This is a genomic window from Clostridioides sp. ES-S-0108-01 (genome assembly GCF_020662285.1).
In the GTDB taxonomy this organism is placed as follows: Bacteria; Bacillota; Clostridia; order Peptostreptococcales; family Peptostreptococcaceae; genus Clostridioides.
The window spans coordinates 75777-98332 of record NZ_JADGMN010000007.1 but is presented as its reverse complement, the minus strand read 5'-3'; the positions used below and the strand labels follow the sequence as shown (position 1 = coordinate 98332).

The following is a 22556-nucleotide window of genomic DNA, read 5'->3' as shown; positions in this document are numbered from 1 at the left end:
ATTTACATTATATCTAATTCTATTTCATCAAATTTTGCATCTTCAGTAGTGTCATCTTCCTTAAAGTCTACTAAAATTGTTGATAATATTGCTATTACTAAAGCTCCGAATATTGCACCTACTAAGTAAGCCCATCCAGAACCTACTGATATAAATCCATATAATCCACCAACTGGAGGCATTATAGCGTGTACACCTAATAAAGCTGATAGTCCTACGCCCAAAGCACATCCTATCATATTAACAGGAACTAATTTTAATGGATTTGTTAAAGTGAAGGGAATTGCACCTTCTGTTATTCCAATTATACCCATAACTATATTACCTTTTCCTGTTTCAGCTAATGTCTTAGAGAATTTTGATTTTCTTATGAATGTAGCTAAACCATATCCTAATGGAGGTATAACTATTGCACAGTTTACTAATATAGCTGGTAGATAGATGCCTTCTAACATCAATGCATTTCCTGCCATCCAAGCTGCTTTATTTACTGGTCCACCTAAATCGAATCCTATCATTGCACCTAAAATTAAAGCTAATACTACCGAATTTGTTCCATTTTGACACATTTCAGCTACCCAAGCATTTAATGAAGTATTTATGTTTCCTAAAGGTCCTGCCAATATGACACTCATTAAAAAACCAGTTAAACCAACTGTTATAAGTGGCATTATTATAAGTGGCATCATTCCTGCTGCTGAACCAGATATTTTAATTTTTTCCTTTAAAAATTTGCAGATATATCCAGCAAAGAAACCTGCTATTACTGCTCCTAAGAATCCTGCGTTAGTATTACTTGCTATGAGTCCACCAATGAAACCTGCACCCATAGCTGGTTTTTCACCTATTGAAAATGCTATAAACCCTGCTAATACAGTATTTAATAGACCTATACCAGTCCAACCTACCTGTTCCATCAAGTAAAGAATGTGATAAAAACCTGATACATTTTCATAAACATCTAAACTTGTTATTCCCATTGCTAGAGCTGTAAGCTTTGGTATAGCTACAACTAAAGATGAGCCTATTATAAGTGGTAATATATATGAAATTCCTGTCATCAAGTGACTTTTAAGTTCACTTAAAAGAGATTTATTTTTTTTACTCATTTTTAATTCCTCCTATATAAGTTTGTTATATTTTTGATAATATGTTATAATTACATTAGACAATTTTATTTTTTTTTATTTTCTCATTCTATATTAGGGTGAGATTTTTTTATTAAGAGATAGCTTCTATACACTTTGTTAAGACGGCTTCTGGTTTTTTTAACGCAACGCCTATCTTAACTTTTAGTACTTTTTTACCATCAAATCTTTCCATTCCGGATATAGTTTGGTCAGATGCTATAAGCACAAAATCTGCACTTTGAGCTTCTTCTTTTGTTATAGCATTTACTTGTCCCATAGCACCTTGTTGTTCTACTTTGATTTCATGACCCATTTTTGATGCAGCTTGTTCTAAAGCTTTTGCTGCCATAGGTGTGTGTGCTAATCCTGCTATACATGATGTTACTGCTACTATTTTCATAATTATTCCTCCTTCATTTTATTAGTTATATATTTTACTAAATGATTTGCATCACTAGCATTTTTAACTTCACTTATAAAATCATCTTCCATTAAACATGTGGCTAATTTAGACAAAGTTTTTAAATGTATATTTCCTTCATTTTCATGTGGAGCTAATAAACTAAATATATATCTAACTTTGCTATCATCTAAAGTTTTCCATTCTAACTCATGAGTTGTTTTAATATAGAGTATAGAGGGTTCTTCTACATTTGCACTTTTTGTGTGAGGTATTGCAAATCCATCTCGTATTCCTGTTGGAAATTCATTTTCTCTTTTTAAAAGATCTTTTAGAAGAGCATCTTTATTAGTTGTAATGCCCAGTATATAAGCTCTATCTGCAATAAAATTTAGCACTTCTTCTTTGCTTTTTAGGTCTTTATCTATAAATATATTCTTTTCTTGTAGTATCATATATTTTTTCCACTCCATTTCTTAATGTCTTAACTTATATTTCTATTGTAATCGTTATCCCAATTAAATTAAATATAACTAATTTCCACTTCGACATGGAAATTTATATTATGATAATAACTAATTTCCACTTTAAACTGGAAATAAATTATTATAATACAATTTTATTAGATTAATTGTATTATAGGAATGAAAATAGTATAATTTAGAAGAAATTCTATAAGGGGGGATATTTATGCATAAGAGATTACTCGCTTTGTTTAAACTATTAAATGAAAGTGATGATAAAATTACTTGTAAAACTTTAAGTAACTATTTAAAAGTGAGTGAGAGAACTATAAGAACTGATATTACTTCTATAAATAAAACTTTAGAGAAAAATGGTGCTATTATTAAAATAAAAAAAGGGGAAGGGTATTATATAGAGATTCTTAATTTAGCATTATACCAACAGTATCTAGCATTAATATCTGATGATATTATGGATTCAAGTGAAATACCAGATTCTCCTATGGAAAGAAATCAATATATATTAAAATATATTCTTTATAACAATACATATATAAAACTAGAAGATTTAGCTAATAGCTTGTACGTAAGCAAGGTTACAATACTAAATGATATAAAAAGAATAAAGTCTATTCTGTCAAAGTATAATTTAATATTAGTTTCTAAGCCATATTATGGAGTGAAAGTTGAAGGGAAAGAAATAGATATTCGAAGATGTATTTCTAATAACATGATAAATAGGAATTTTGATTAAAAAATAGCTACGCACACTTGTGACTTTGGTCATGAGTTAGTAGCTAAAATAGTCAGCATATAGGGAAACTTATATGTAGAGATAGGATAGAACCTATCCAATACTACTTGAATTGCTAAAAACCCCTAAAGCTAACCAAACTAAAACATAAGGATGAAATAAACCTAAGTGTGAAAGTTACGAAAGTAGAAAAAATTGGTTAGATGGTATAAGGTTAAACCCTAAGTACTTTAAAATGGGCAATCAGCAGGTAAGCTCCGAATAGGAGAAACTTCAACGACTATTCCTCTTGAGGGAAGTACACTACAAGCTATTGGTAGTGGAAGTGGGTAGACCTTAACGGATAATGCCGAAGGATAAGATATAGTCTGTGCTTACATGAAAGTGTAAGAAGTTCATAAGAGAACTGCATAGGTAGTAGCGAACTTATGTGAACGACAACCTCAAAAATGATAAAATTTAAGATTTACGGTTCTTGTATATGTTATTTAAAAATAAATATAAAATTCTTTAAAATACTTGTTTAAAAAAATTGCACTTGTTAATATTAGGATGGGTGATGAAAAATTGAAGTGACCCAGATATGTATATTTAGTACAATACCATATAGCATGGTGTGTAAAATATAGACCTCCAGTATTAACAAATGAAATTGAAGAAGATTTAATTAATATATTTAGTTGCTACTGTATCTAAAGAACCAAGTGGTAAATATTATGTATCATTATGCTGTACTGATGTAGATATTGAAGCATTTGAAAATACTAATAATCAGATAGGTCTAGATTTAGGAATTAAAGAATTTTGTATCTCAAGTTGTGGACAATTTATTAAAAGAAGGATTAAGACTAATAAAAGTTAAAAATAAATAACTTATGTAAGAACCGTAGGAACTGCGGGGATAGCCTGTGGAGAAGACATATTTTAGTATGCGAAATTCTATGAAGCAGGAACCCTGTGACTTTAGTCATGGGAGGTTCAGAATTATATAATTGGAATTACAGATAAAGAAATAGAATTATTTAATAATGTAGATTTAATAGAACTTCAAAAGATAGTACTAAGTGAAATTAATAAATTTAATATCAATTTCTTGGATTTTAATCTAAAAAACTTCATTATCCATCTAGCTATCACTATAAGTAGAATACTTGATGATTACTGCTTAGATAATGCCTTAGATATTGTTTTAACAAATTTTGAATTGAATACTGCTGTTGAAAATATATTTGATTATATTGAGAGCAAATATACTGTAATTATTTCAAAAGCAGACAGAATTTATCTATACAATCATTTTATAACTAAAAGCTCTCTTTTGGATAACGTTTCCAATGGAGTGGATACTAAAATTATGGAGTATGTTGAAGAAATTTTAGAAGTAATCAACAATCAATATACTTTTGACCTTAGGGGTGATAGCGTATTATTTAATGATTTAGTACTCCACTTTAAATCAATTCTTAACTCTAAATCTTATAATTTAAACAAGGTGAATCCTCTTATAAATACAATAAAGAGTAATTATCCTTTAGCATTTGAAATAACTTTAAATGCTATAGAAAAAGTTTTTAAAAAAAGTATTTACTCTTTCACAGAAGATGAAATTGGATATGTATCTCTTCATATAGGTGCTGGAATTGAGAGATTTTTTCAAAATAATATTAAGTGCAAAAACGTAGTATTAGTATGTGGTTCAGGGTATGGTTCAAGTAGATTATTAGAGGTTCAATTAAATAAAGTTTTTCATGATAAAATAAATATACTTCAATGTCTATCATTTAATCAATTTTTAGCTAGTAAATTGTCAGATGTAGATATAATAATATCAACGATTCCCTTAAACCATGATAGTATACCTGTTGTACTAGTAGATTTAAAACTATTAAAAAAAGATATTGAGAATATATCTAAATCAATAATTAATGATTCTCATACTTATAGTAATCTTTTGGACAATTTTTTTGATAAAAATTTATTTATTGTTAATCCTAAAATTAAAAATAAGGATGAGCTTATAAATTTGATGTGTAACAAATTAACTCAAAATGAAATTGTGTTTCCATCATTTACTGAATCTGTATTTTATAGAGAAAGTTTATCTTCTACCAATATAGATGATTTTTTAGCTATACCCCATCCTATGGAATTAAGCTCTATAAAAACTAAGATTTGTATTTCTATATTAAATGAACCAATATATTGGAACAAAGATTCTACTGTTAAACTGATTATGATGTTAGCTATAAATAAAGATGATTATACAAAAATAAACTCCATTTATGATATCTTTTTAAAGATAATTAATGACAATGATATTAGAGATAGTATATCTAATTGTAATGATTTTGATAGTTTTCTTTCCATAATCAAGTCTATAATATAGACTTTTATATTACATAAGTTTTATAAAAATTCAATAGTTTTATAAAAATTCAATAAAACAATTTTTTATTTGCAACATAAATAGTATAAGTAATTTTTATATTATTTGTTATTATTGTATGTCGATTATATAATTATACAAGGGACTGTCTCAAAACAGAGACAAGTCTCTTTTTCATTGTTGAAATGATGAAAATATATCTAGTACGGGCTGTTCTTTATCATAATATGATGTAAAGCGTTCATCACATACATACATCTGTGCTAAAGAGACATGAGCTTTCTTAGAATATGTGTTCCAAGTGTAACTCAACCATTTATGATGTAATCTTGCAACTTCCTGAGCTAGTTCACTAGAGGCATCACCAGTTTTAAAAGCTTTTTTAAGTTTACTAATTATTTCGACACTTAGATTTTGCCAATCTTCATAATCTTGTTTAGATATATTTTTAAGTTTTTTATTTGATGTATTTATTGTATCTTTACCATATTTCTCTCTAATTTCAGCTCCATAATTTTTTTCGTTTTCATCAATCATCTTTTTTTTAAAACCTTCAAATTTCTCTATATCTGTCATAACGTATTTTCCCTCCTTTAGAGCTATAGTTTTAGTTACATTTTCTATAAGTAAATCAATTTGTTTTCTTTTAGCTGGTAATTTATTATGGTGTTCTTTTAATGCACTTAGGCTGTCAAAGGTTGGCTAGTTATATCTAAGTGTTCTGGTACTTATACCAGCTATATTGCTTAATTTTTGAACTGTATATTCCATTAGTAATACCTCCTATAAATTAAATATACACTTTTACGTAACGTCAATATCAATATATTAAAATATAAAAATTTATATCTTTTAATAAAAATATAAAAAAATATCTTTACTGGATATTTTACACACAAGTGTCAATAATCACTAGTGAAAATTAAAAAATAAAATTTATAGATTGTCTTTATTAAAATATAGAAAGTCTATAATCTGGGAGGAAATGTATGAATTTAAAAAGAAGCAACGAAAAACGAGAAGAGTATAGAAGAATGTATTCAGATAAAGAAAGTTTTTTAAGTTTGATTCAAAATTTTACAAGTATCTCAATAGCAAAAGAATTAACTCTTAAAAATATAGAGTTAGAAACATCTTTTATATGTGAATATAAAGGAAAGGAAGTTGATATAATTTATAAGGTATTTTCTAAAAAAGGTAAAGTATCACATTATATAGTGTTAGAATTTCAAACAGAAATGGATACTGATATTGTCCCAAGATTGAAATCGTATAGAGAACAAATTTGGAAAAGCTTCATTATGAAAAAGAGTCTTGAAGAAATAGAAGATAAAAATTTTAAACTTCCTAAAGTTATACCAGTGGTTTTATATAGTGGACCTGAAAGGTTAAGTAGAAAAAAAGGAATTTTGGATATTGTAGAATCTATATCAGAGTGCAGTAATAATTCTAGTATGAAAAATTAAAATTACATAATATGTTTATTGGTCTAAAATGGGAAACTGTCGCATAAACTTGAATATGAAAATATTTGTAGATACAGGTTCTATGTGGAGGTGTTCCATGAGAAATAACAAGTCTAAGGTATTGCTAGGAATACTATGTTTGGCAACAGGAATGGCTGTAATTCTGTCAATGTTGCTTCCTGGCTGGATTTGGTCAGCACTTACCGCATTAATACTTATTGGATGTGGAGCATTATTATTTTTTTGTTAAAATAGTTTTAACTATAAAGTGTGGGGTGAGTATTGATGAAAGTAGTAACAATAAAATTGCCAAAATGGATTTCAAATATAATCCTAAAATTCATGAGAAAGAGCAAAAATGATTAAATTAAAAAGCCTACTTACGGAAGTAGGCTTTTAAACGTGGTTACTAAGCTCTTTCAATTTTACCAGAACGTAAACATCTAGTACAAACTTTTACTCTCTTAGGAGCTCCATCTATAATTGCTCTTACGCTTCTTAAGTTAGCTGACCATGTTCTTTTATTATGTTTATTTGAGTGTGATACTTGGTTTCCAGAAACTTTACCTTTACCACATACGCTACATACTTTTGCCATCTACGCACACCTCCTTAAAATGATAACTATTTAAAGACTAAAAACATATTTATATTATCATAAATAACAAAAATTTGCAATAGAAATATATATTTGCCTTACACATATTGAAGAATTTCTTATTATCATATAAAATTATATATATAATTTTATATAAAGTAAATATATTTGGAAAATAATTGTTATTTTTCTTTGAATATATATACTATAGAAGAAATTTTATCCAAAAACTTTTCTAGGTTTAAATTATACCATATTTATAGTATGATATGATTATAATTTTATATAATAAATAAGTAAAAATAGTAAAAAATAAATTAAGAAATGTTTTTAATAAAAATAAGCTTAAGGGGGTCAACCATGAGTGCAAAGGTAACGAATCAATATGGAAGTATAGAAATAGATAATCAAGTAATAGCTCAAGTCGTATATAGAGCTGCAATGGAAAGTTATGGCTTAGTAGGTTTAGCATATAAGTCTAAAGGAATAGTAGAGTTATTAAAAGGTGAGAATGCCACTAAAGGTGTTAGAGTTGAGGAAGTAGAAGAAGATGCCATAGCAATAGAACTTTATGTTATAATACAATATGGTACAAATATATCTACTGTTGCCAATAATATAATAGATAGGGTAAAATATGTAGTTGAAAAAATGACTGGCGTAAGAGTTACTAGAATTGATATTAATGTACAAGGAATAAGAGTTAAGTAATTTCATAGGAGGAAACAAATGATTCAGTATATAGATGGTAAAAGGTTAAGAGAGATGTTTATTTCAGGTGCAAACAATCTCCAAAACAATAAAGATTTAGTTGACAAGTTAAATGTATTCCCTGTACCAGATGGAGATACAGGAACTAATATGTCATTAACAATATCTTATGCCTTAAAAGAATTAGCAAAAGTGGAAAATGATAATATATCAGATATCGGAAAAGCATTGTCTAAAGGTTCTTTAATGGGAGCTAGAGGAAACTCAGGAGTTATACTTTCACAAATAATCAGAGGTATAGCTAAATCTATAGAAGGAAAAAGTAAATTATCAACAGAAGATTTAGCAAAAGCTTTTAAAAATGGTTCAGATACAGCATATAAAGCTGTAATAAAACCAATTGAAGGAACTATACTTACTGTAGTTAGAGAGAGTGGAGAGTTTGCAATAAAAACTGCAAAAAAAGAGAAAGATATAGTAAGGTTTTTAAGTATGCTTGTGAAGGAATCTAATTCTTCACTAGAAAGAACTCCAGACCTTCTAAAAAATTTAAAAGAAGCTGGTGTAGTTGATTCTGGTGGAAAGGGTCTTGTACTTATATATGAAGGAATGTTAGCTTCTATAAAAGGCGATAATATAGAAATAAAAAATGCTGACTTAGATACTAATATTTCAGCAAGCATGGACTTTGCAAAAAGTACTACTAGCACGGATGATATAAAATATTGCTACTGTACAGAATTTATACTAGAAAGTTCTAAAATAGAAGATACTAAAATAAGAGATATAATGATGGCTTATGGTGATAGCCTAGCAGTAGTTGGAGATGATGGAGTCATAAAGGTACATGTACACACTAATGACCCAGGAAATGTACTTCAAGAAGCTCTAAAGTACGGTCAGTTATTAACTATAAAAATAGAAAATATGAAGTTACAACATGAAAATACATTATTAGATGTAGAAGAAAAGAAAGAAAATGGTAGTGAAAATTTAGAGGAAGAAAAAGAGTTTGGATTTATAGCTACTTCTATGGGTGAAGGATTGGCAAATATATTTAAAGATTTTGGAGTTGACCATATAATAGAAGGTGGTCAAACTATGAATCCAAGTACTGAAGACTTTATGAATGCCATAAAGAATATAAATGCTAGAAACATATTTATTTTCCCAAATAACAGCAATATAATAATGGCCGCTAATCAGGCTAAAGAATTGAGCGATAAAAATATAATAGTTGTACCTACAAAAAACACACCTCAAGGATTTGCTGCATTAGTAACCTTTAATGGAGAATTAAGCGAAGATGAAAATAAAGAAGCTATGATGAACGCTTTAAACTCAGTTAAGTCAGGTCAAGTAACTTTTGCTGTTAGGGATACAGTGATGAATGAAATTGATGTTAAAGAAGGTAATATAATTGGAATTGCAGAAGGGAATTTATTATCAGCAGGAGATTATGTGGATGAGGTAACATCAAACCTTATTGAAAAGCTGGTTGATGAAGATACTGCTATAATAACATTATTCTTTGGTGAAGATGTTACAGAATCTCAAGCAAATGAACTACGTACTTCTTTAGAAGAAAAATTTGAAGATGTAGATGTAGAGTTATATTATGGAGGACAACCTCTTTATTATTACTTAATTTCAGTTGAATAATGATTATAAGAACCTGTATGACCAAGTAGCTTTTATAAAATTGGTTGTACAGGATTTTTGTGTAGTAGGTGATATATTTGTTGGATTTATATAAAGATGTTCAATATGTTAAAGGAATAGGACCTAAAAAAGCAGATAAGCTAAATAAATTGGGTATATTTACATTAAAAGACCTATTGTATTATTTTCCAAGACAATTTGAAGATAGAAACAATCTAAAGAAAATAGCACAATTAGAGGATAATGAGAAAGTTACAATAAAAGCAGTAATATCAAGTATAAATACATTTAGTCCAAAAGAAGGTATGACTTTAACAAAAATTGATGTAAAAGATGAGACAGGCTTAGCTAAATTAGTATTTTTTAATAAGAGCTATATAAAAAATACATTTCGTCCAGGAGATTCAATATTAGTTTTTGGGAAGGTTAAGAAAAAATTTAATTATTTAGAACTTACATCATGTGAATTAGAATATCTTACTAATTCACCTAAGAATACATGTAGATTTATGCCTGTGTACCAGCTTACATATGGTGTTACAAATAAAGAAATTATGAGTATAATTAGAACAGTGCTTGAAGATAAAAACTTAATTATACAAGAATATATGCCACAGAGAATTATAGAGAAATATAGGTTATGTAGTATAGATTTTGCTGTTAGAAATATACATTCACCAATTAATAAAGAATCATTAAAGATAGCTTTATATAGAATTGTATTTGAAGAGTTACTTATACTACAACTAGGGTTGTTTGTATTTAAAAGTGGAAGAAATAAAGAAAATGGAATAAAATTTGAAACAAGTAAAGATTTAAAAAAAATAATGAGTGCTTTACCATTTAAACTGACTAAAGCTCAAAATAGAGCATTAGATGAAATTATACAAGATATGAATTCAGAGAAAATAATGAATAGATTGGTTCAAGGTGATGTAGGGAGTGGTAAGACAGTAGTAGCTCTCTTAGCACTTGCAAATTGTGTTTTAAATGGTTATCAAGGTGCTTTGATGGCTCCTACAGAGATATTAGCAGGGCAACATTACATTTCGCTTACTGAGTCTCTAAAAGATTTTGGAATAAATGTAGGTCTACTAATAGGTAGTCTTACAAAAAAGCAAAAGGATACAGTATTAGAACAAATAAAAAATAATGAAATTGATATATTGATAGGTACACATGCACTAATTGAAGATAAGGTTGAATTTAATAAAATTGGTTTAGTTATAACGGATGAACAGCATAGATTTGGTGTTATGCAAAGAAGTAAACTTTCATTGAAAGGTGCAAATCCAGATATACTGGTAATGACAGCAACGCCAATACCGAGAACCTTAGCACTTATACTTTATGGAGATTTAGATATTTCTATTATAGATGAACTTCCTCCAGGAAGACAGCCAATAGAAACGCTTGCTATTGAAAAAAGTAAGAGAGATAGAGCATATAACAACCTTGTAAGAAGAGAGGTTGAATCAGGAAGACAGGTGTATATTGTATGTCCTTTGGTAGAAGAAAGTGAAGCTATAGAAGCTAAATCAGCTGTTGAACTTGTTGAGGAATTAAGAGCTGAATATTTCCATGACTTAAGGCTTGGGTTGCTTCATGGTAAAATGAAGTCAAGTGAAAAAGACGAAGTAATGGGACGTTTTAAAAATAAAGAAATAGATATTTTAGTTTCAACAACGGTTATAGAAGTCGGTGTCAATGTGCCAAATGCGACATTAATGATAATAGAAAATGCAGAGAGATTTGGACTTGCACAATTACATCAACTTAGAGGTCGGGTTGGAAGAGGTAGTTATAAATCGTATTGTGTACTAATTTATGATTCTAAAACAGATGTATGTAGGCAACGAATGGCTATAATGGAAGAGACCAATGATGGTTTTAAGATTTCAGAGAAAGATTTAGAAATAAGAGGTCCTGGAGAATTTTTTGGGACAAGGCAACATGGTCTTCCAGAACTTAAGGTAGCAAACCTGTTTAAGCATATAAAAATATTGAAGTTAGCACAGCAAGAAGCTCGCTATATATTGGGTGAAGATAATAATCTACAATTAAAAGAAAACATGGCACTCAAAAAAGAAATTATAGATAAATTCAAAGATACATTGAAAGAAATTTCATTAAATTAATTTTAAATTATGTTAAAATATTACTAATGTAATAATGTGCTGAAGGGAGATTGTCATATTGAGAGTAATTTCAGGAAAAGCGAGAGGATTGAAACTAAATACTCCAAAAAATGAAGATGTAAGACCAACTACAGATAGGGTAAAAGAGTCTCTATTTAATATGATAAATTCATATATAATGGAAAGTGAAGTTCTGGATTTATTTGCTGGGACTGGCTCTTTAGGAATAGAGTGCTTATCTAGAGGTGCCAAGGCATGTACTTTTGTAGATATCAGTAAGGAAAGTATAAATATTGTTAAGTCTAATATAAAAAAGGCAAGAGTTGAAAATGAAAGTATTATTTTAAACCTTGATTTTAAAACTGCCATAGATAAACTTAAATTGCAAAATAGTAAGTTTGACATAATTTTTATGGACCCTCCATATTATAAAAATATGTTTATAGAAGCTATTAAAAAAATTGATAATTCCAATCTATTGAACGAAGATGGAATAATAGTTGTAGAACATGATACTAATGATTTATTTCCAGATAAAATATGTAAATTAGAGAAAACTAGAGATAAGAAATATGGAAATACTACATTAACTTTTTACAAGATGGAGGAGTAATATGGAAAATAAACTTAGAAAAGCTATATTTGCAGGAAGCTTTGACCCAATTACTAATGGACATTTAGATATTATTTGCAGGGCTTCGAAGTTATTTGACGAATTACAAATAGGAGTATTAAATAATCCTAATAAAAAGGGTCTATTTAGCTTTGATGAAAGAGTAAAGCTTATAGAAAAAAGTACAAGCCATTTAAATAATATAAAAGTTGTGACTTTTGATGGTTTGTTAATAAATTACTGTCAAGAAAATGGGATTGGAGCACTAGTTAGAGGTGTGAGAAGTGGTGCTGATGTTGACTATGAACTTCAAATGGCGCATATGAATAGAGAGCTTAATCCAGATATAGAGACTATAATTTTACCAAGTTGTACAAAATATTCATTTATAAGTTCATCTTTAATAAAAGAGGTTTTGCTCTTTGATGCTGATATAAAAAATTTGGTTCCAAAGATTGTTTTGGAAGAATTAAAGAAAAAAACTAGTGGAGGTAATTGATACATGAAGATAGATTTAGAAATGGTTGAACTATTTGAGCAGTTAGAGGAGATATTTAGAAGTGCTTCTACAATTCCTTTCTCACATAAATGCACAGTAGATAAAGACGAAGTTTTGGCAATAATTAATGATATAAGAACTTTAATACCAGAAGAAGTAACACAGGCAGTATGGATTAATAAAGAAAGAAATAAAATAATAAGTCAAGCTAAGCAAGATGCTACAAATATAGTTGAACAAGCGAAAAAAGAAGCTGAGAGAATACAACAAGAATATCAAGAAAATATAGAAGAATTAAAGAAAAATTCCGAAGATGTAGTAAAGGCATATGTAGAATCTAGTGAACCTGTTGTTCAAGCAGACCAAAGAGCTAAGGATATAGTTGATAGAGCCGAGAGAATAGCCAATGAGATAAGAATTGGGTCGATTGAGTATGCGGAAGATGTGCTTTCTAGTGTTGAGTACAATTTGAAAGAAATATTAGAAGAAGTAAAAAGAGATAAGGATGAGCTTAGACCTAAAAAATAAATTTTAAATGAATAAAAACGGAGCTGTTGCACAAAAAATTCTAAATTGATGTGTGAGAGCTCTCTTTTATTATAGAAATTATTTGCTAATTAATCTTGTTTTTTTATATTAATTATATCTTGTTTTTTGATACTGGTTAAGAGAGTTTAATTTTTTATTTGTTAAAATTAGCTTATTTCTTTGTATAAATGATATGGGTCATTTTCACATTTTTAAATACCTTTAGAATTATATATCTTTTAGATTAGAGTTAAATTGTGCAAATTTATAAAATAATATTAAATCATGTGCAATTATTTGGTATGGCATTATATATGTAAAATGTAGATAATAAAATTAAGGAGGTAGTATGAAGGAGAGGGCTAAAAAAATATTAGATTTTATTATTAAAAATAACAATGTAACATCACAAGAACTACAAGAAAAGTTTGACGTATCAAAAAGAACTATTTATTACGATATCCTAGCTATAAATAAACAACTAGGAAAAAGTGGTAATATAAAAAATGTAAAACACAAATTTATATTTGAAGGTAACTTAGGTAATGCAAGAAAAATAATTTCAGCTGAAGAAGATAAATTTTTAGATAGTGACTATAGAAAAACTTTTATATTAAACAAAATATTACTTGGTGAAAAAATATCAATAGAAAAGCTAACAAATGAAATGTTGCTTTCAAAAAACACAGTAGTACAAACAATAACTGATGTAAAAAAATACCTTCAAACAATGGGATTAAGATTAGAGTATAAGGGAAAGTACAAAATTATAGGTGATGAATACGTTATTAGAGAGCTGTTTCTGATAATTGTTCAAGAAAATGTACTGGAAATTAATTCTATAAGTAAGGAAGTAAGTAGTTTCGACACAAAAGGACATATAAAACTTACTGATTATTCTTTATTAAATCTAACTAAGTTTGTGGAATTTCTAAATAAAAGGATAAGGGATGGGAAAACATTATACTCATATAAATATCTAAATGAAGCTAAAAAAATTAGTTACTTTAGTAATTGTAAAGAACTTTTATGTGAAGAAGCTAATGAAAATGAACAAGCCTATATATGCACTTACATAAGTTCACTTCCCAGCTTAAATAGTGAAGTTAAGGAAGATGTTGTTGAAGAATATGTAGATAAACTTATAGACAAGTTTGAAGTGAATACAGCAATAAAATTAGAAAGTAAACATGAGTTTAAGAAAAATATTTTAAGGCATCTAAATTCTTCTTATAATAGGATAAGATTTAAGTTCCCTATTAGCAACCCTATGTTAGATGAGACTAAGTATAAACATAAGTCACTTTATAAAATTATAAAATCAATTATAGAAAATGAAGAAGAGTTTCCTGTATTTGAGGGAATAAGGGAAGAAGAGATAGGATTTATAGCAGCGTATTTTGGAGGATACTTAAGAGGGTCTAGGGACAATGGCCTAAGAAGAAATAAAGTATTACTGGTTTGCCCTAATGGTCTTATGGTATCAAAGAGTTTGGAAATACAACTATACAAATACATACCAACTATAGAAATAGTCGGTATAGTATCTATTAAGCAACTAAAAGATGTAAATGTATACTATGATTACATAATTACGACTATAAACATACAAAACATAAGTAATGTAATAGTTGTAAATCCTCTTTTAACAGCATCAGATATTCAATTACTTATGAACAAACTCATAAGTGTAAAAGAAAATGAGAAGTATTTCAATCTTGAACTAATAATGCAAGCAATAAGAAAAAATGGAGTTATTAATAATGAAGAAGCACTAAAAGCTGATTTATTAAACATAATACATAAGATAGATGAAGGAGAGATGTATCAACCGATGTTAAAGGAATTAATTAATGCAGAAAGGGTCAACATAATAAGAAATGTTAAAGATTGGAAAGAAGCAATAAAAATAGCTTCAAAGCCATTGTTAGAAGATAATTCTATAGAAGAGTTATATATAGAAAATATGATAAAGTCAGTTGAGAAATATGGACCTTATATTGTTTTGGCTGATAGATTTGCTCTACCACATGCAAGTTCTAAAGAGGGCGTAAACAAGCTTGCTATGTCTTTACTTATAGTAGAAGATGAAATTGATTTATTAGGAAAACCAGTAAATATATTTATGGTATTAGCTGCTGTAGATAACACTACTCACATTAGAGCATTAGCATCACTATCAGAGATGATGTACGAGGAAGAAAATGTAAAACTAATAATTAATGGTGATAAAAGTTCAATACTAGAACTTATAAATAAGCAAAATTAGGAGGAATGAAAAATGAAGATATTAGCAGTATGTGGTTTTGGTGTAGGTTCATCAATGGTATTAAAAATGACAATACAAAAGGCTCTAAAGCAGTTAGGTATAGAATGTGAAGTAGAAAATACAGATATAAATTCAGCTAGAGGTGCTGATTGTGACTGTATATTCACAAGTCAAGAATTGTTAAATGAATTAAAAGGAACTTGTAATGTAGATGTATATCCAGTTAAAAAGTACATGGATTTAGCAGAAGTCACAGAAGTTGTTCAAACTTTTTTAAGTGATAAAAATGATAAGAAATAGTATAAGTTTTAAAAAGTAAATTTAAGTTAATCAGAATAAAATAAAAACTTACTAAATTCAAAAATAGTAAGAAAGAGAGGAGGGATTTAGTGGTAGAAAACTTAAACAGTTGACCTATCACTAAAAAATATAATGCTTGATTAAAAAATAGCTACGCACACTCGTGACTTTAGTCATGAGTTAGTAGCTAAAATAGTCAGCATATAGGGAAACCTATATGTAGAGATAGGATAGAACCTATCCAATACTACTTGAATTGCTGGAAACCCCTAAAGCTAATCAAACTAAAACATAAGGATGAAATAAACCTAAGTGTGAAAGTTACGAAAGTAGAAAAAATTGGTTAGATGGTATAAGGTTAAACCCTAAGTACTTTAAAATGGGCAATCAGCAGGTAAACTCCGAATAGGAGAAACTTCAACGACTATTCCTCTTGAGGGAAGTACACTACAAGCTATTGGTAGTGGAAGTGGGTAGACCTTAACGGATAATGCCGAAGGATAAGATATAGTCTGTGCTTATGTGAAAGTGTAAGAAGTTCATAAGAGAACTGCATAGGTAGTAGCGAACTTATGTGAACGACAACCTCAAAAATGATAAAAGTTAAGACTTACGGTTCTTAAATATGTTATTTAAAATTAAATATAAAACCTTCTAAATAATTGTTTTAAATAATTACATTTGTTAACATTATTATAGGTGATTAATAAATTATTCACTACAGCATTATATAATATATTAAATATGATAAAATCATTAAAAAGTGTATCAAAAAACAATTAAAGTGAGGTGATAGCAGTGGAAAAAGCTTATAAGTTTAGAATGTATCCAAATAAAAAACAACAAGAGTTAATTAACAAAACTTTTGGATGTTGTAGATTTGTATATAATAAATATCTTGCTAAAAGAATAGAAGTTTATAAAAACGATAAAGAAACTTTTACTTATAAACAGTGTAGTTCTGATTTGACCAATTTAAAAAAAGAATTAAAATGGCTTAAGGAACCTGACAAATTTTCACTACAAAACGCCTTAAAAGATTTAGATAATGCATATAAAAAATTCTTTAAAGAAAAAGCAGGATTTCCTAAATTTAAATCAAAGAAAATTAATAGATTTTCATATAAAACTAACTTTACAAATGGAAACATTATGTATTGTGGTCAACATATAAAACTACCTAAACTTGGTATGGTTAAGATAAGGGATAAACAAGTACCTCAAGGGAGAATACTTAATGCTACTATATCTAAAGAACCAAGTGGTAGATATTATGTATCATTATGCTGTACTGATGTAGATATTGAAGTATTTGAAAATACTAATAATCAGATAGGTTTAGATTTAGGAATTAAAGAATTTTGTATCTCAAGTTGTGGAGAATTTATAGAAAATCCTAAGTATCTTAAGAAGTCATTAAACAAACTTGCTAAATTACAAAGAGAATTATCGAGAAAAACAATCGATAGTTTAAATAGAAATAAAGCAAGATTAAAAGTTGCAGGACTTCAAGAACATATAGCCAATCAAAGAAAGGATTTTCTACAAAAACTATCTACTAAATTAATAAAAGAGAATGATATTATTTGCATAGAAGATTTACAAGTAAAGAATATGATTAAAAATCATAAACTATCTCGCTTAATTTCTGATGTGTCATGGTCAGAGTTTATTCGTCAATTAGAATACAAAGCTAATTGGCATGGTAGACAAATTGTAAAGGTAGGTAAATTCTTTGCAAGTTCACAAATATGCAATAAATGTGGGTATAAAAACGAGGAAGTGAAGAACTTAAATATAAGAGAATGGATTTGTCCTAGTTGTAATGAAACTCACGATAGAGATATAAATGCAAGTATAAATATATTAAAAGAAGGATTAAGACTAATAACAATTCAAAATAAATAACTTATGTAAGAACCGTAGGAACTACGGGGATAGCCTGTGGAGAATTAGTAGGACATATTTTAGTATGCAAAATTCTATGAAGCAGGAACCCTGTGACTTTAGTCATGGGAGGTTCAGTTTATTTCAAATAATATTTTACGTAATCCATCTATGTTAATTGGATTAATAGCAGCATTTGGTCTTGTACTACAGAAGAAGAAAGCATCTGATGTTATAAAGGGGTCACTACTTGCAGCTTTCGGAATTATAATTATGGAGACTGGAACAGGTATGTTAGTTAGTTCAATAGCACCAATTAATGGAGCTTTCCAAAGTATAAGTGGTGGTGCAGTAACAAAAGGTTTAAGTGATGTTACTTTTACTGCAAGTTATGGTGGAATTATAGGTTTAGCAATGTTTGCGGGTTTAGCTATTCACCTAATGATAGCAAGATTTACTCCTATTAAGACAATCTTCTTAACAGGTCACATGCTTTATTGGTTCCCATTCATATTTGTAGCTTCAGGAGTTGAAGCTGGATTAAATGGTGGAGTATTAATAGCTTTTGCAGCAGTATTATCAGCACTCTATTGGTCAATAATGCCTTGGTTATTAAGAAAATACGTGTTTGATGTTATAGGAGATGATTCTTTTACATTAGGTCATCCATCTGGTTGTTTAGCACTTATATCAGGATTTGTTGCTAAATTAGTAGGAAATAAAGAAAAATCTACAGAAGATATAAACATACCTCAAAGTTTATCATTTTTTAGAGAAATATCTATAAGTGGTGGAATGGCAGTGTTTTTAATGTTTATAGTTGTTGGGATAGTAATACCAGGTGCGTTTAAAGATAGTAATGAGTTTATTGGAACGTATGCAATAAAGCAAGGTCTTTCTTTTGGAGCAGGTCTTATAATAATGCTTCATGGGGTAAGAATGTTAATAAATCAAATAATGCCAGCCTTCCAAGGAATATCAGAAAAAGTTGTACCGAATGCACTACCCGCTTTTGACTGTCCAATATTATTTAACTATAAGCCAAATGCTGTATTAATAGGATTCTTAGTTGCTATGCTAACATCTACAGCTATGATTTTAATATGTAACTACTTTAATGTATTTAATTTGTTACTTATACCACTTGTTATAACTTCCTTCTTTGAGTGTGGAGCAGCAGCAGTAATAGGAGAATCACAAGGTGGTATACGTGGAGCTATAATAGGTACAGCTATAGCTGCAATATTTATGGTAGTTTTAGTAGGAATATCTGCTGTAATTTACTCAGGAACTATTCAAAATTGGATACTAATATTTGGAGGTAATGACCTTTCATTATTTGGTATAATCAGTAAGTTTATAGGTTCATTATTTGGAGGAATATTATAGATATGAAATTTAAATACATAGATGAGATAAGAAGATTAATTGATGTAATAGAAAATGAAGAAAGAGTCAATATGGAAAAAGCAGTACAAATCCTTGTTGAAGCAATAGAAAACAAAAAGGCTATATTTTCATTTGGTGCTTCACATGCAGGAATACTAACAGAAGAATTATTCTATAGAGCAGGTGGATGTGTCCTTATAAATCCAGTATTTGCAAAATCTCTAATGTTAGATACAGCACCTATAACTCATACCAGCAAGATGGAAAGACTCGAAGGATATGGTATAGCTTTGGCTGATAAGACTCCAATTAAAAAAGGAGATGTAGTTATAGTTCATTCAGTATCTGGTAGAAATCCAGTAAGTATAGAGTTTGCTATGGAAGCTAAAAAAAATAAGGCAATAGTAATATGTATAACTAATTTAAGTTACTCAAAAAGCGTATCTTCAAGACATTCTTCAGGAAAAAATCTTTATGAAGTATGCGATTTAGTAATTGATAATCATGGTCAAAAGGGAGATGCCTGTGTAGAAATAGATGGATTAAATCAAAGAGTTAGTCCAACTTCTACTGTAATAGCAACTACTGTGATGAATTCTATTATAGCTCAAGTTACTCAGGAATTAGTTAATAGAGGATTAAAGAATCCACCAATTTTCTATAGTGCCAATATAGATGGCGGAGATGAGTTAAATAAGGATATTTTTAATGAATATAAAGGTGTAATTCACTATGAATACTAAGGCAAGGAAAGTATTTTAATAAATTTTAAAACATATTAATAATATAAATAAGTACTATCACTTAAAAGCTGTAGGTAAGAATCTACAGCTTTTATTGTTGTGTATTGAAAAATATGAGTAATTAATTTTAAAATATGTGAAAATAGATTGGAAAATATCCGTTAGAAATATTGTAAACGTTGTCATAGAAAAAAACTATATTAAAAAAAAGTAAATAGAAAAAACTGATTAGACAATAAATACATGCTTTGATAATATTTTAAATGGAATAAAAATATGTAGAATTATAATGAAAAAAGAAAATAAAATGGAGGGAATAAAAGTGGGTATATTAAAAAAGTTATGTTCACTAGCTATGGTGGCAATTATGACTACAACACTTATAACAGGGTGTTCAAGTGGAAATGGAAAAGATTCAAAAAAGGATGGCAAAAAAGAAAAGCTAGTTCTTTGGATGCCACCAGTAGAAAATAATATGAAGGAAGTTTGGGACCCTATTTTAGATAAATTTGAGGAAAAAAATAACTGTGAAGTAGATTTACAGATAATTCCTTGGGATAATTATTCAGAAAAATTTGCAACAGCCATAAGTGCTGGTGAAGGTCCAGATGTAGGATATATGTATGCAGAAATGTATCCACAGTTTATAGAAAATGGAGCAGTAGAAGATTTAACTAACTATGCAACTAAAGAAGATAAAGAACAGTCTATTTATATAAAAACATCTGAAATGATGGGTGGAATGTATGGTATGCCATTCCAAGCAGCAAATCCAGGTGTATTATACTATAACAAGGATATTTTAGATAAAATAGGAGAAAAACCTCCTAAAACATGGGAAGACTTTAAAAGAATTTGTAAAAAAGCAACACAGGATACTGATGGTGACGGAAAGGTAGACCAATGGGGATTGGCTCAAGGATGGGGAGCTAAAACTTTTGGTAATTTAAACTGGAACTGGTATCCTTATTTATGGCAAGCTGGTGGAGATATATTTAATGATGATTTAAAATCAGTTAAGTTTAATGATAAGAGTGGTTTAAAAGCAGCTAATTTCTTAAAAGAATTACAAGCATATGTGCCTGAAGATTCTTTATCCAAAGATAGTAATGAAATGATAGAAAGTGTATTTGGACCAGGAAAAGCAGCATTTACAGTAATGCTATCTTCTGCTGCAACAAGCGTATTTGATGAATCATTCCCAGACTTAAATTGGGGATTTGTAACTGGGCTAGAAGATAAAAAAGCAGCAACTTTTGGAGCAGTAGACCATTTATCTTTAATGTCAACAGCGAAAAATAAAGAACTTGCATACAAGTTAATACAACATATGTTGAGTGTTGAATCAATGACAGAGTTTCATAAATCAATACCAAGAGCACCAATAACAAAAGGTGAACCGTACCAAGGTGATGAAAGATTCAAGGAAATGGTAGAAAATGACAAAGATGTATATAGACCACTGGTAGTAGGTCCTCATGGAGTTGAAATATATGAATATTTATGGAAAGAGCTTCAAACTATGATTTCGGGAGATAAAACTCCAAAGCAAGCATTAGATGATGCTGCAAAATATTCAAACGATTTATTAGCACAATAAAAGTTTAAAGCTGTAATATGTTGTAAAGTAGTTTACAGATTAAAGTTAGCATTGTATTTATAAATACAATGCTAATATTTATATTGGAGAGGATAAAATGGAAAACTTAGTTAGAGATTTTGAAGAGAATTCAAAAAGGAAAAAAATAAAATTAAATATTAAACCGTATATGTATATATTGCCATTAGGAATAATTTTGGTGTCATTTTATGTGCTACCAATAATAATGTCAATATACTTTAGTTTTACAAAGTATAATATTATTAGCCCAGCTACCTTTATAGGTTTAGAAAACTATAAGAAATTATTTACAGATGAAATATTAAAAGTATCCATTATGAATACTATTAAATTTACTGTTGTTGTAGTACCTTGCCAAACTATCTTATCATTGATTTTGGCAGTTTGGATTACAGGAAAAGGAAGTAGCAAAATAGCTTCATTTGCTAAAGGTGCTATATTTATACCAGTATTATCATCTATGGTTTTGATAGGTATGGTATGGAGGGCTTTATTGAATGGGGAAGGTTCCATTATATATCAGATATTGGGTACTTTTGGAATAGAGTCATCTAAACTTTTAGGAGATAGTAAGACAGCATTACCTACGCTTATGTTTATATCCATGTGGAAAAATATAGGATATTTTATGGTAATTTATATTTCAGCTATAATGAATTTACCAAAGCACTGTTATGAAGTGGCTAAGGTTGACGGAGCTACAAAATTTCAAGAATTTATAAAAATAACTGTACCTTTATTGAAACCAACTACAATAATGGTTGTATTTTTAGGTTCGATATGGTCATTACAAGTATTTGACCTAGTTTATACTGTGACAGGTGGAGGTCCAGGTATATCTACTATGAGTATAGTTATGCATGCATTTAACTTAAACTTTAAAAACTTTAATTCTGGATATGCAATGACTGTAGCAAACGTATTGTTTTTGTTAATAGCAGTAGTTTCGATTTTACAAAACAAGCTTGTAAAACGAGACAATTCAGATTTTTAGAAAG

At 28.8% G+C, this 22556-nt stretch carries 22 protein-coding genes and 2 pseudogenes; 19 read left to right on the top strand and 5 right to left on the bottom strand.

Going from position 1 to position 22556, the window contains the following annotated elements; genetic code table 11:
- Positions 1-2: 2 nt before the first annotated feature.
- The 3 genes from IR152_RS08775 to IR152_RS08765 form a co-directional block, all read right to left on the bottom strand.
- Complete coding sequence (locus IR152_RS08775; protein ID WP_227451424.1) at positions 3-1109, bottom strand: PTS fructose transporter subunit IIC; 1107 nt, start codon at positions 1107-1109, stop codon at positions 3-5.
- A 112-nt stretch (positions 1110-1221) separates the two neighbouring features.
- A complete protein-coding gene (locus IR152_RS08770) occupies positions 1222-1530 on the bottom strand; it encodes a PTS fructose transporter subunit IIB (RefSeq protein ID WP_227451423.1) in 309 nt (102 codons plus the stop codon).
- Positions 1531-1532: 2 nt separating this feature from the next.
- The gene (locus tag IR152_RS08765; protein WP_227451422.1) at positions 1533-1985 is read right to left on the bottom strand and encodes a PTS sugar transporter subunit IIA; all 453 of its coding nucleotides are present in this window, start codon (positions 1983-1985) and stop codon (positions 1533-1535) included.
- Positions 1986-2220: 235 nt separating this feature from the next.
- Here IR152_RS08765 and IR152_RS08760 point away from each other — a divergent pair, with 235 nt between their 5' ends.
- From IR152_RS08760 to IR152_RS08745, 4 genes and pseudogenes are all read left to right on the top strand, one after another.
- Complete coding sequence (locus tag IR152_RS08760) at positions 2221-2748, top strand: HTH domain-containing protein (RefSeq protein ID WP_227451421.1); 528 nt, start codon at positions 2221-2223, stop codon at positions 2746-2748.
- Between the two features lie 606 nt (positions 2749-3354).
- Entirely contained in the window at positions 3355-3444 is a 90-nt protein-coding gene (locus tag IR152_RS20425) for a transposase (RefSeq protein ID WP_227451540.1), read from the top strand.
- Positions 3425-3607 (top strand): annotated as a pseudogene (locus IR152_RS08750) (IS200/IS605 family element RNA-guided endonuclease TnpB); the annotation flags it as partial. The gene IR152_RS20425 and the pseudogene IR152_RS08750, both read left to right, overlap by 20 nt.
- Positions 3608-3736: 129 nt before the next feature.
- Positions 3737-5134: a PTS sugar transporter subunit IIA gene (locus IR152_RS08745; RefSeq protein WP_311315437.1), complete on the top strand. Its 1398-nt coding sequence runs from the start codon at positions 3737-3739 to the stop codon at positions 5132-5134.
- Positions 5135-5308: 174 nt separating this feature from the next.
- On the opposite strand, the pseudogene IR152_RS08740 reads toward IR152_RS08745, so the two are convergent.
- Positions 5309-5905: pseudogene (locus IR152_RS08740) on the bottom strand (MerR family transcriptional regulator).
- Positions 5906-6123: 218 nt separating this feature from the next.
- Here IR152_RS08740 and IR152_RS08735 point away from each other — a divergent pair.
- Positions 6124-6600 carry an Rpn family recombination-promoting nuclease/putative transposase gene (locus tag IR152_RS08735; RefSeq protein WP_227451419.1) on the top strand — a complete coding sequence of 159 codons (477 nt, stop codon included), beginning with the start codon at positions 6124-6126 and terminating at the stop codon, positions 6598-6600.
- Positions 6601-6697: 97 nt separating this feature from the next.
- The gene (locus IR152_RS08730; RefSeq protein ID WP_009893656.1) at positions 6698-6850 is read left to right on the top strand and encodes a hypothetical protein; all 153 of its coding nucleotides are present in this window, start codon (positions 6698-6700) and stop codon (positions 6848-6850) included.
- A 159-nt stretch (positions 6851-7009) separates the two neighbouring features.
- Here IR152_RS08730 and rpmB read toward each other — a convergent pair whose 3' ends face one another.
- Positions 7010-7198, bottom strand: a complete 189-nt coding sequence (gene rpmB, locus IR152_RS08725; protein WP_003416297.1) for a 50S ribosomal protein L28 — start codon at positions 7196-7198, stop codon at positions 7010-7012.
- Between the two features lie 360 nt (positions 7199-7558).
- On the opposite strand from rpmB, the gene IR152_RS08720 reads away from it, so the two are divergent.
- The 13 genes from IR152_RS08720 (at position 7559) to IR152_RS08660 (ending at position 22552) form a co-directional block, all read left to right on the top strand.
- A complete protein-coding gene (locus IR152_RS08720; RefSeq protein ID WP_003416299.1) occupies positions 7559-7909 on the top strand; it encodes an Asp23/Gls24 family envelope stress response protein in 351 nt (116 codons plus the stop codon).
- An 18-nt stretch (positions 7910-7927) separates the two neighbouring features.
- A complete protein-coding gene (locus IR152_RS08715) occupies positions 7928-9571 on the top strand; it encodes a DAK2 domain-containing protein (RefSeq protein WP_227451417.1) in 1644 nt (547 codons plus the stop codon).
- Positions 9572-9651: 80 nt separating this feature from the next.
- Positions 9652-11709, top strand: coding sequence for an ATP-dependent DNA helicase RecG (gene recG / locus IR152_RS08710; protein ID WP_227451415.1), 2058 nt, complete (start codon positions 9652-9654; stop codon positions 11707-11709).
- Between the two features lie 58 nt (positions 11710-11767).
- Positions 11768-12322, top strand: coding sequence for a 16S rRNA (guanine(966)-N(2))-methyltransferase RsmD (rsmD, locus tag IR152_RS08705; RefSeq protein WP_227451414.1), 555 nt, complete (start codon positions 11768-11770; stop codon positions 12320-12322).
- Between the two features lies 1 nt (position 12323).
- The gene (coaD, locus tag IR152_RS08700; protein WP_227451412.1) at positions 12324-12821 is read left to right on the top strand and encodes a pantetheine-phosphate adenylyltransferase; all 498 of its coding nucleotides are present in this window, start codon (positions 12324-12326) and stop codon (positions 12819-12821) included.
- Positions 12822-12824: 3 nt separating this feature from the next.
- Positions 12825-13349: a hypothetical protein gene (locus tag IR152_RS08695; RefSeq protein WP_227451410.1), complete on the top strand. Its 525-nt coding sequence runs from the start codon at positions 12825-12827 to the stop codon at positions 13347-13349.
- 349 nt (positions 13350-13698) lie between these two features.
- On the top strand, positions 13699-15618 hold the full coding sequence (locus IR152_RS08690) for a BglG family transcription antiterminator (RefSeq protein ID WP_227451409.1): 1920 nt from the start codon (positions 13699-13701) through the stop codon (positions 15616-15618).
- A gap of 12 nt (positions 15619-15630) precedes the next feature.
- On the top strand, positions 15631-15918 hold the full coding sequence (locus tag IR152_RS08685; RefSeq protein WP_004454867.1) for a PTS sugar transporter subunit IIB: 288 nt from the start codon (positions 15631-15633) through the stop codon (positions 15916-15918).
- 789 nt (positions 15919-16707) lie between these two features.
- Positions 16708-17826, top strand: coding sequence for an IS200/IS605 family element RNA-guided endonuclease TnpB (gene tnpB, locus IR152_RS08680; RefSeq protein WP_227451407.1), 1119 nt, complete (start codon positions 16708-16710; stop codon positions 17824-17826).
- Between the two features lie 120 nt (positions 17827-17946).
- On the top strand, positions 17947-19194 hold the full coding sequence (locus tag IR152_RS08675; protein WP_032511173.1) for a PTS ascorbate transporter subunit IIC: 1248 nt from the start codon (positions 17947-17949) through the stop codon (positions 19192-19194).
- A gap of 2 nt (positions 19195-19196) precedes the next feature.
- A complete protein-coding gene (locus tag IR152_RS08670) occupies positions 19197-19937 on the top strand; it encodes an SIS domain-containing protein (RefSeq protein WP_227451406.1) in 741 nt (246 codons plus the stop codon).
- A 289-nt stretch (positions 19938-20226) separates the two neighbouring features.
- Complete coding sequence (locus IR152_RS08665) at positions 20227-21537, top strand: ABC transporter substrate-binding protein (RefSeq protein ID WP_236124703.1); 1311 nt, start codon at positions 20227-20229, stop codon at positions 21535-21537.
- Between the two features lie 97 nt (positions 21538-21634).
- Complete coding sequence (locus IR152_RS08660; RefSeq protein ID WP_227451404.1) at positions 21635-22552, top strand: carbohydrate ABC transporter permease; 918 nt, start codon at positions 21635-21637, stop codon at positions 22550-22552.
- Positions 22553-22556 lie beyond the last annotated feature (4 nt).

Coding starts and splice junctions, on each gene's coding strand:
- IR152_RS08685 (WP_004454867.1), top strand. CDS start 15,631: ATGAAGATATTAGCAGTATGTGGTTTTGGTGTAGGTTCATCAATGGTA.
- IR152_RS08735 (WP_227451419.1), top strand. CDS start 6,124: ATGAATTTAAAAAGAAGCAACGAAAAACGAGAAGAGTATAGAAGAATG.
- rpmB (WP_003416297.1), bottom strand. CDS start 7,198: ATGGCAAAAGTATGTAGCGTATGTGGTAAAGGTAAAGTTTCTGGAAAC.
- IR152_RS08760 (WP_227451421.1), top strand. CDS start 2,221: ATGCATAAGAGATTACTCGCTTTGTTTAAACTATTAAATGAAAGTGAT.
- IR152_RS08690 (WP_227451409.1), top strand. CDS start 13,699: ATGAAGGAGAGGGCTAAAAAAATATTAGATTTTATTATTAAAAATAAC.
- IR152_RS08730 (WP_009893656.1), top strand. CDS start 6,698: ATGAGAAATAACAAGTCTAAGGTATTGCTAGGAATACTATGTTTGGCA.
- IR152_RS08695 (WP_227451410.1), top strand. CDS start 12,825: ATGAAGATAGATTTAGAAATGGTTGAACTATTTGAGCAGTTAGAGGAG.
- coaD (WP_227451412.1), top strand. CDS start 12,324: ATGGAAAATAAACTTAGAAAAGCTATATTTGCAGGAAGCTTTGACCCA.
- IR152_RS08670 (WP_227451406.1), top strand. CDS start 19,197: ATGAAATTTAAATACATAGATGAGATAAGAAGATTAATTGATGTAATA.
- IR152_RS08720 (WP_003416299.1), top strand. CDS start 7,559: ATGAGTGCAAAGGTAACGAATCAATATGGAAGTATAGAAATAGATAAT.
- IR152_RS08660 (WP_227451404.1), top strand. CDS start 21,635: ATGGAAAACTTAGTTAGAGATTTTGAAGAGAATTCAAAAAGGAAAAAA.
- IR152_RS08765 (WP_227451422.1), bottom strand. CDS start 1,985: ATGATACTACAAGAAAAGAATATATTTATAGATAAAGACCTAAAAAGC.
- IR152_RS08770 (WP_227451423.1), bottom strand. CDS start 1,530: ATGAAAATAGTAGCAGTAACATCATGTATAGCAGGATTAGCACACACA.
- IR152_RS08715 (WP_227451417.1), top strand. CDS start 7,928: ATGATTCAGTATATAGATGGTAAAAGGTTAAGAGAGATGTTTATTTCA.
- IR152_RS08775 (WP_227451424.1), bottom strand. CDS start 1,109: ATGAGTAAAAAAAATAAATCTCTTTTAAGTGAACTTAAAAGTCACTTG.
- IR152_RS08665 (WP_236124703.1), top strand. CDS start 20,227: ATGAAAAAAGAAAATAAAATGGAGGGAATAAAAGTGGGTATATTAAAA.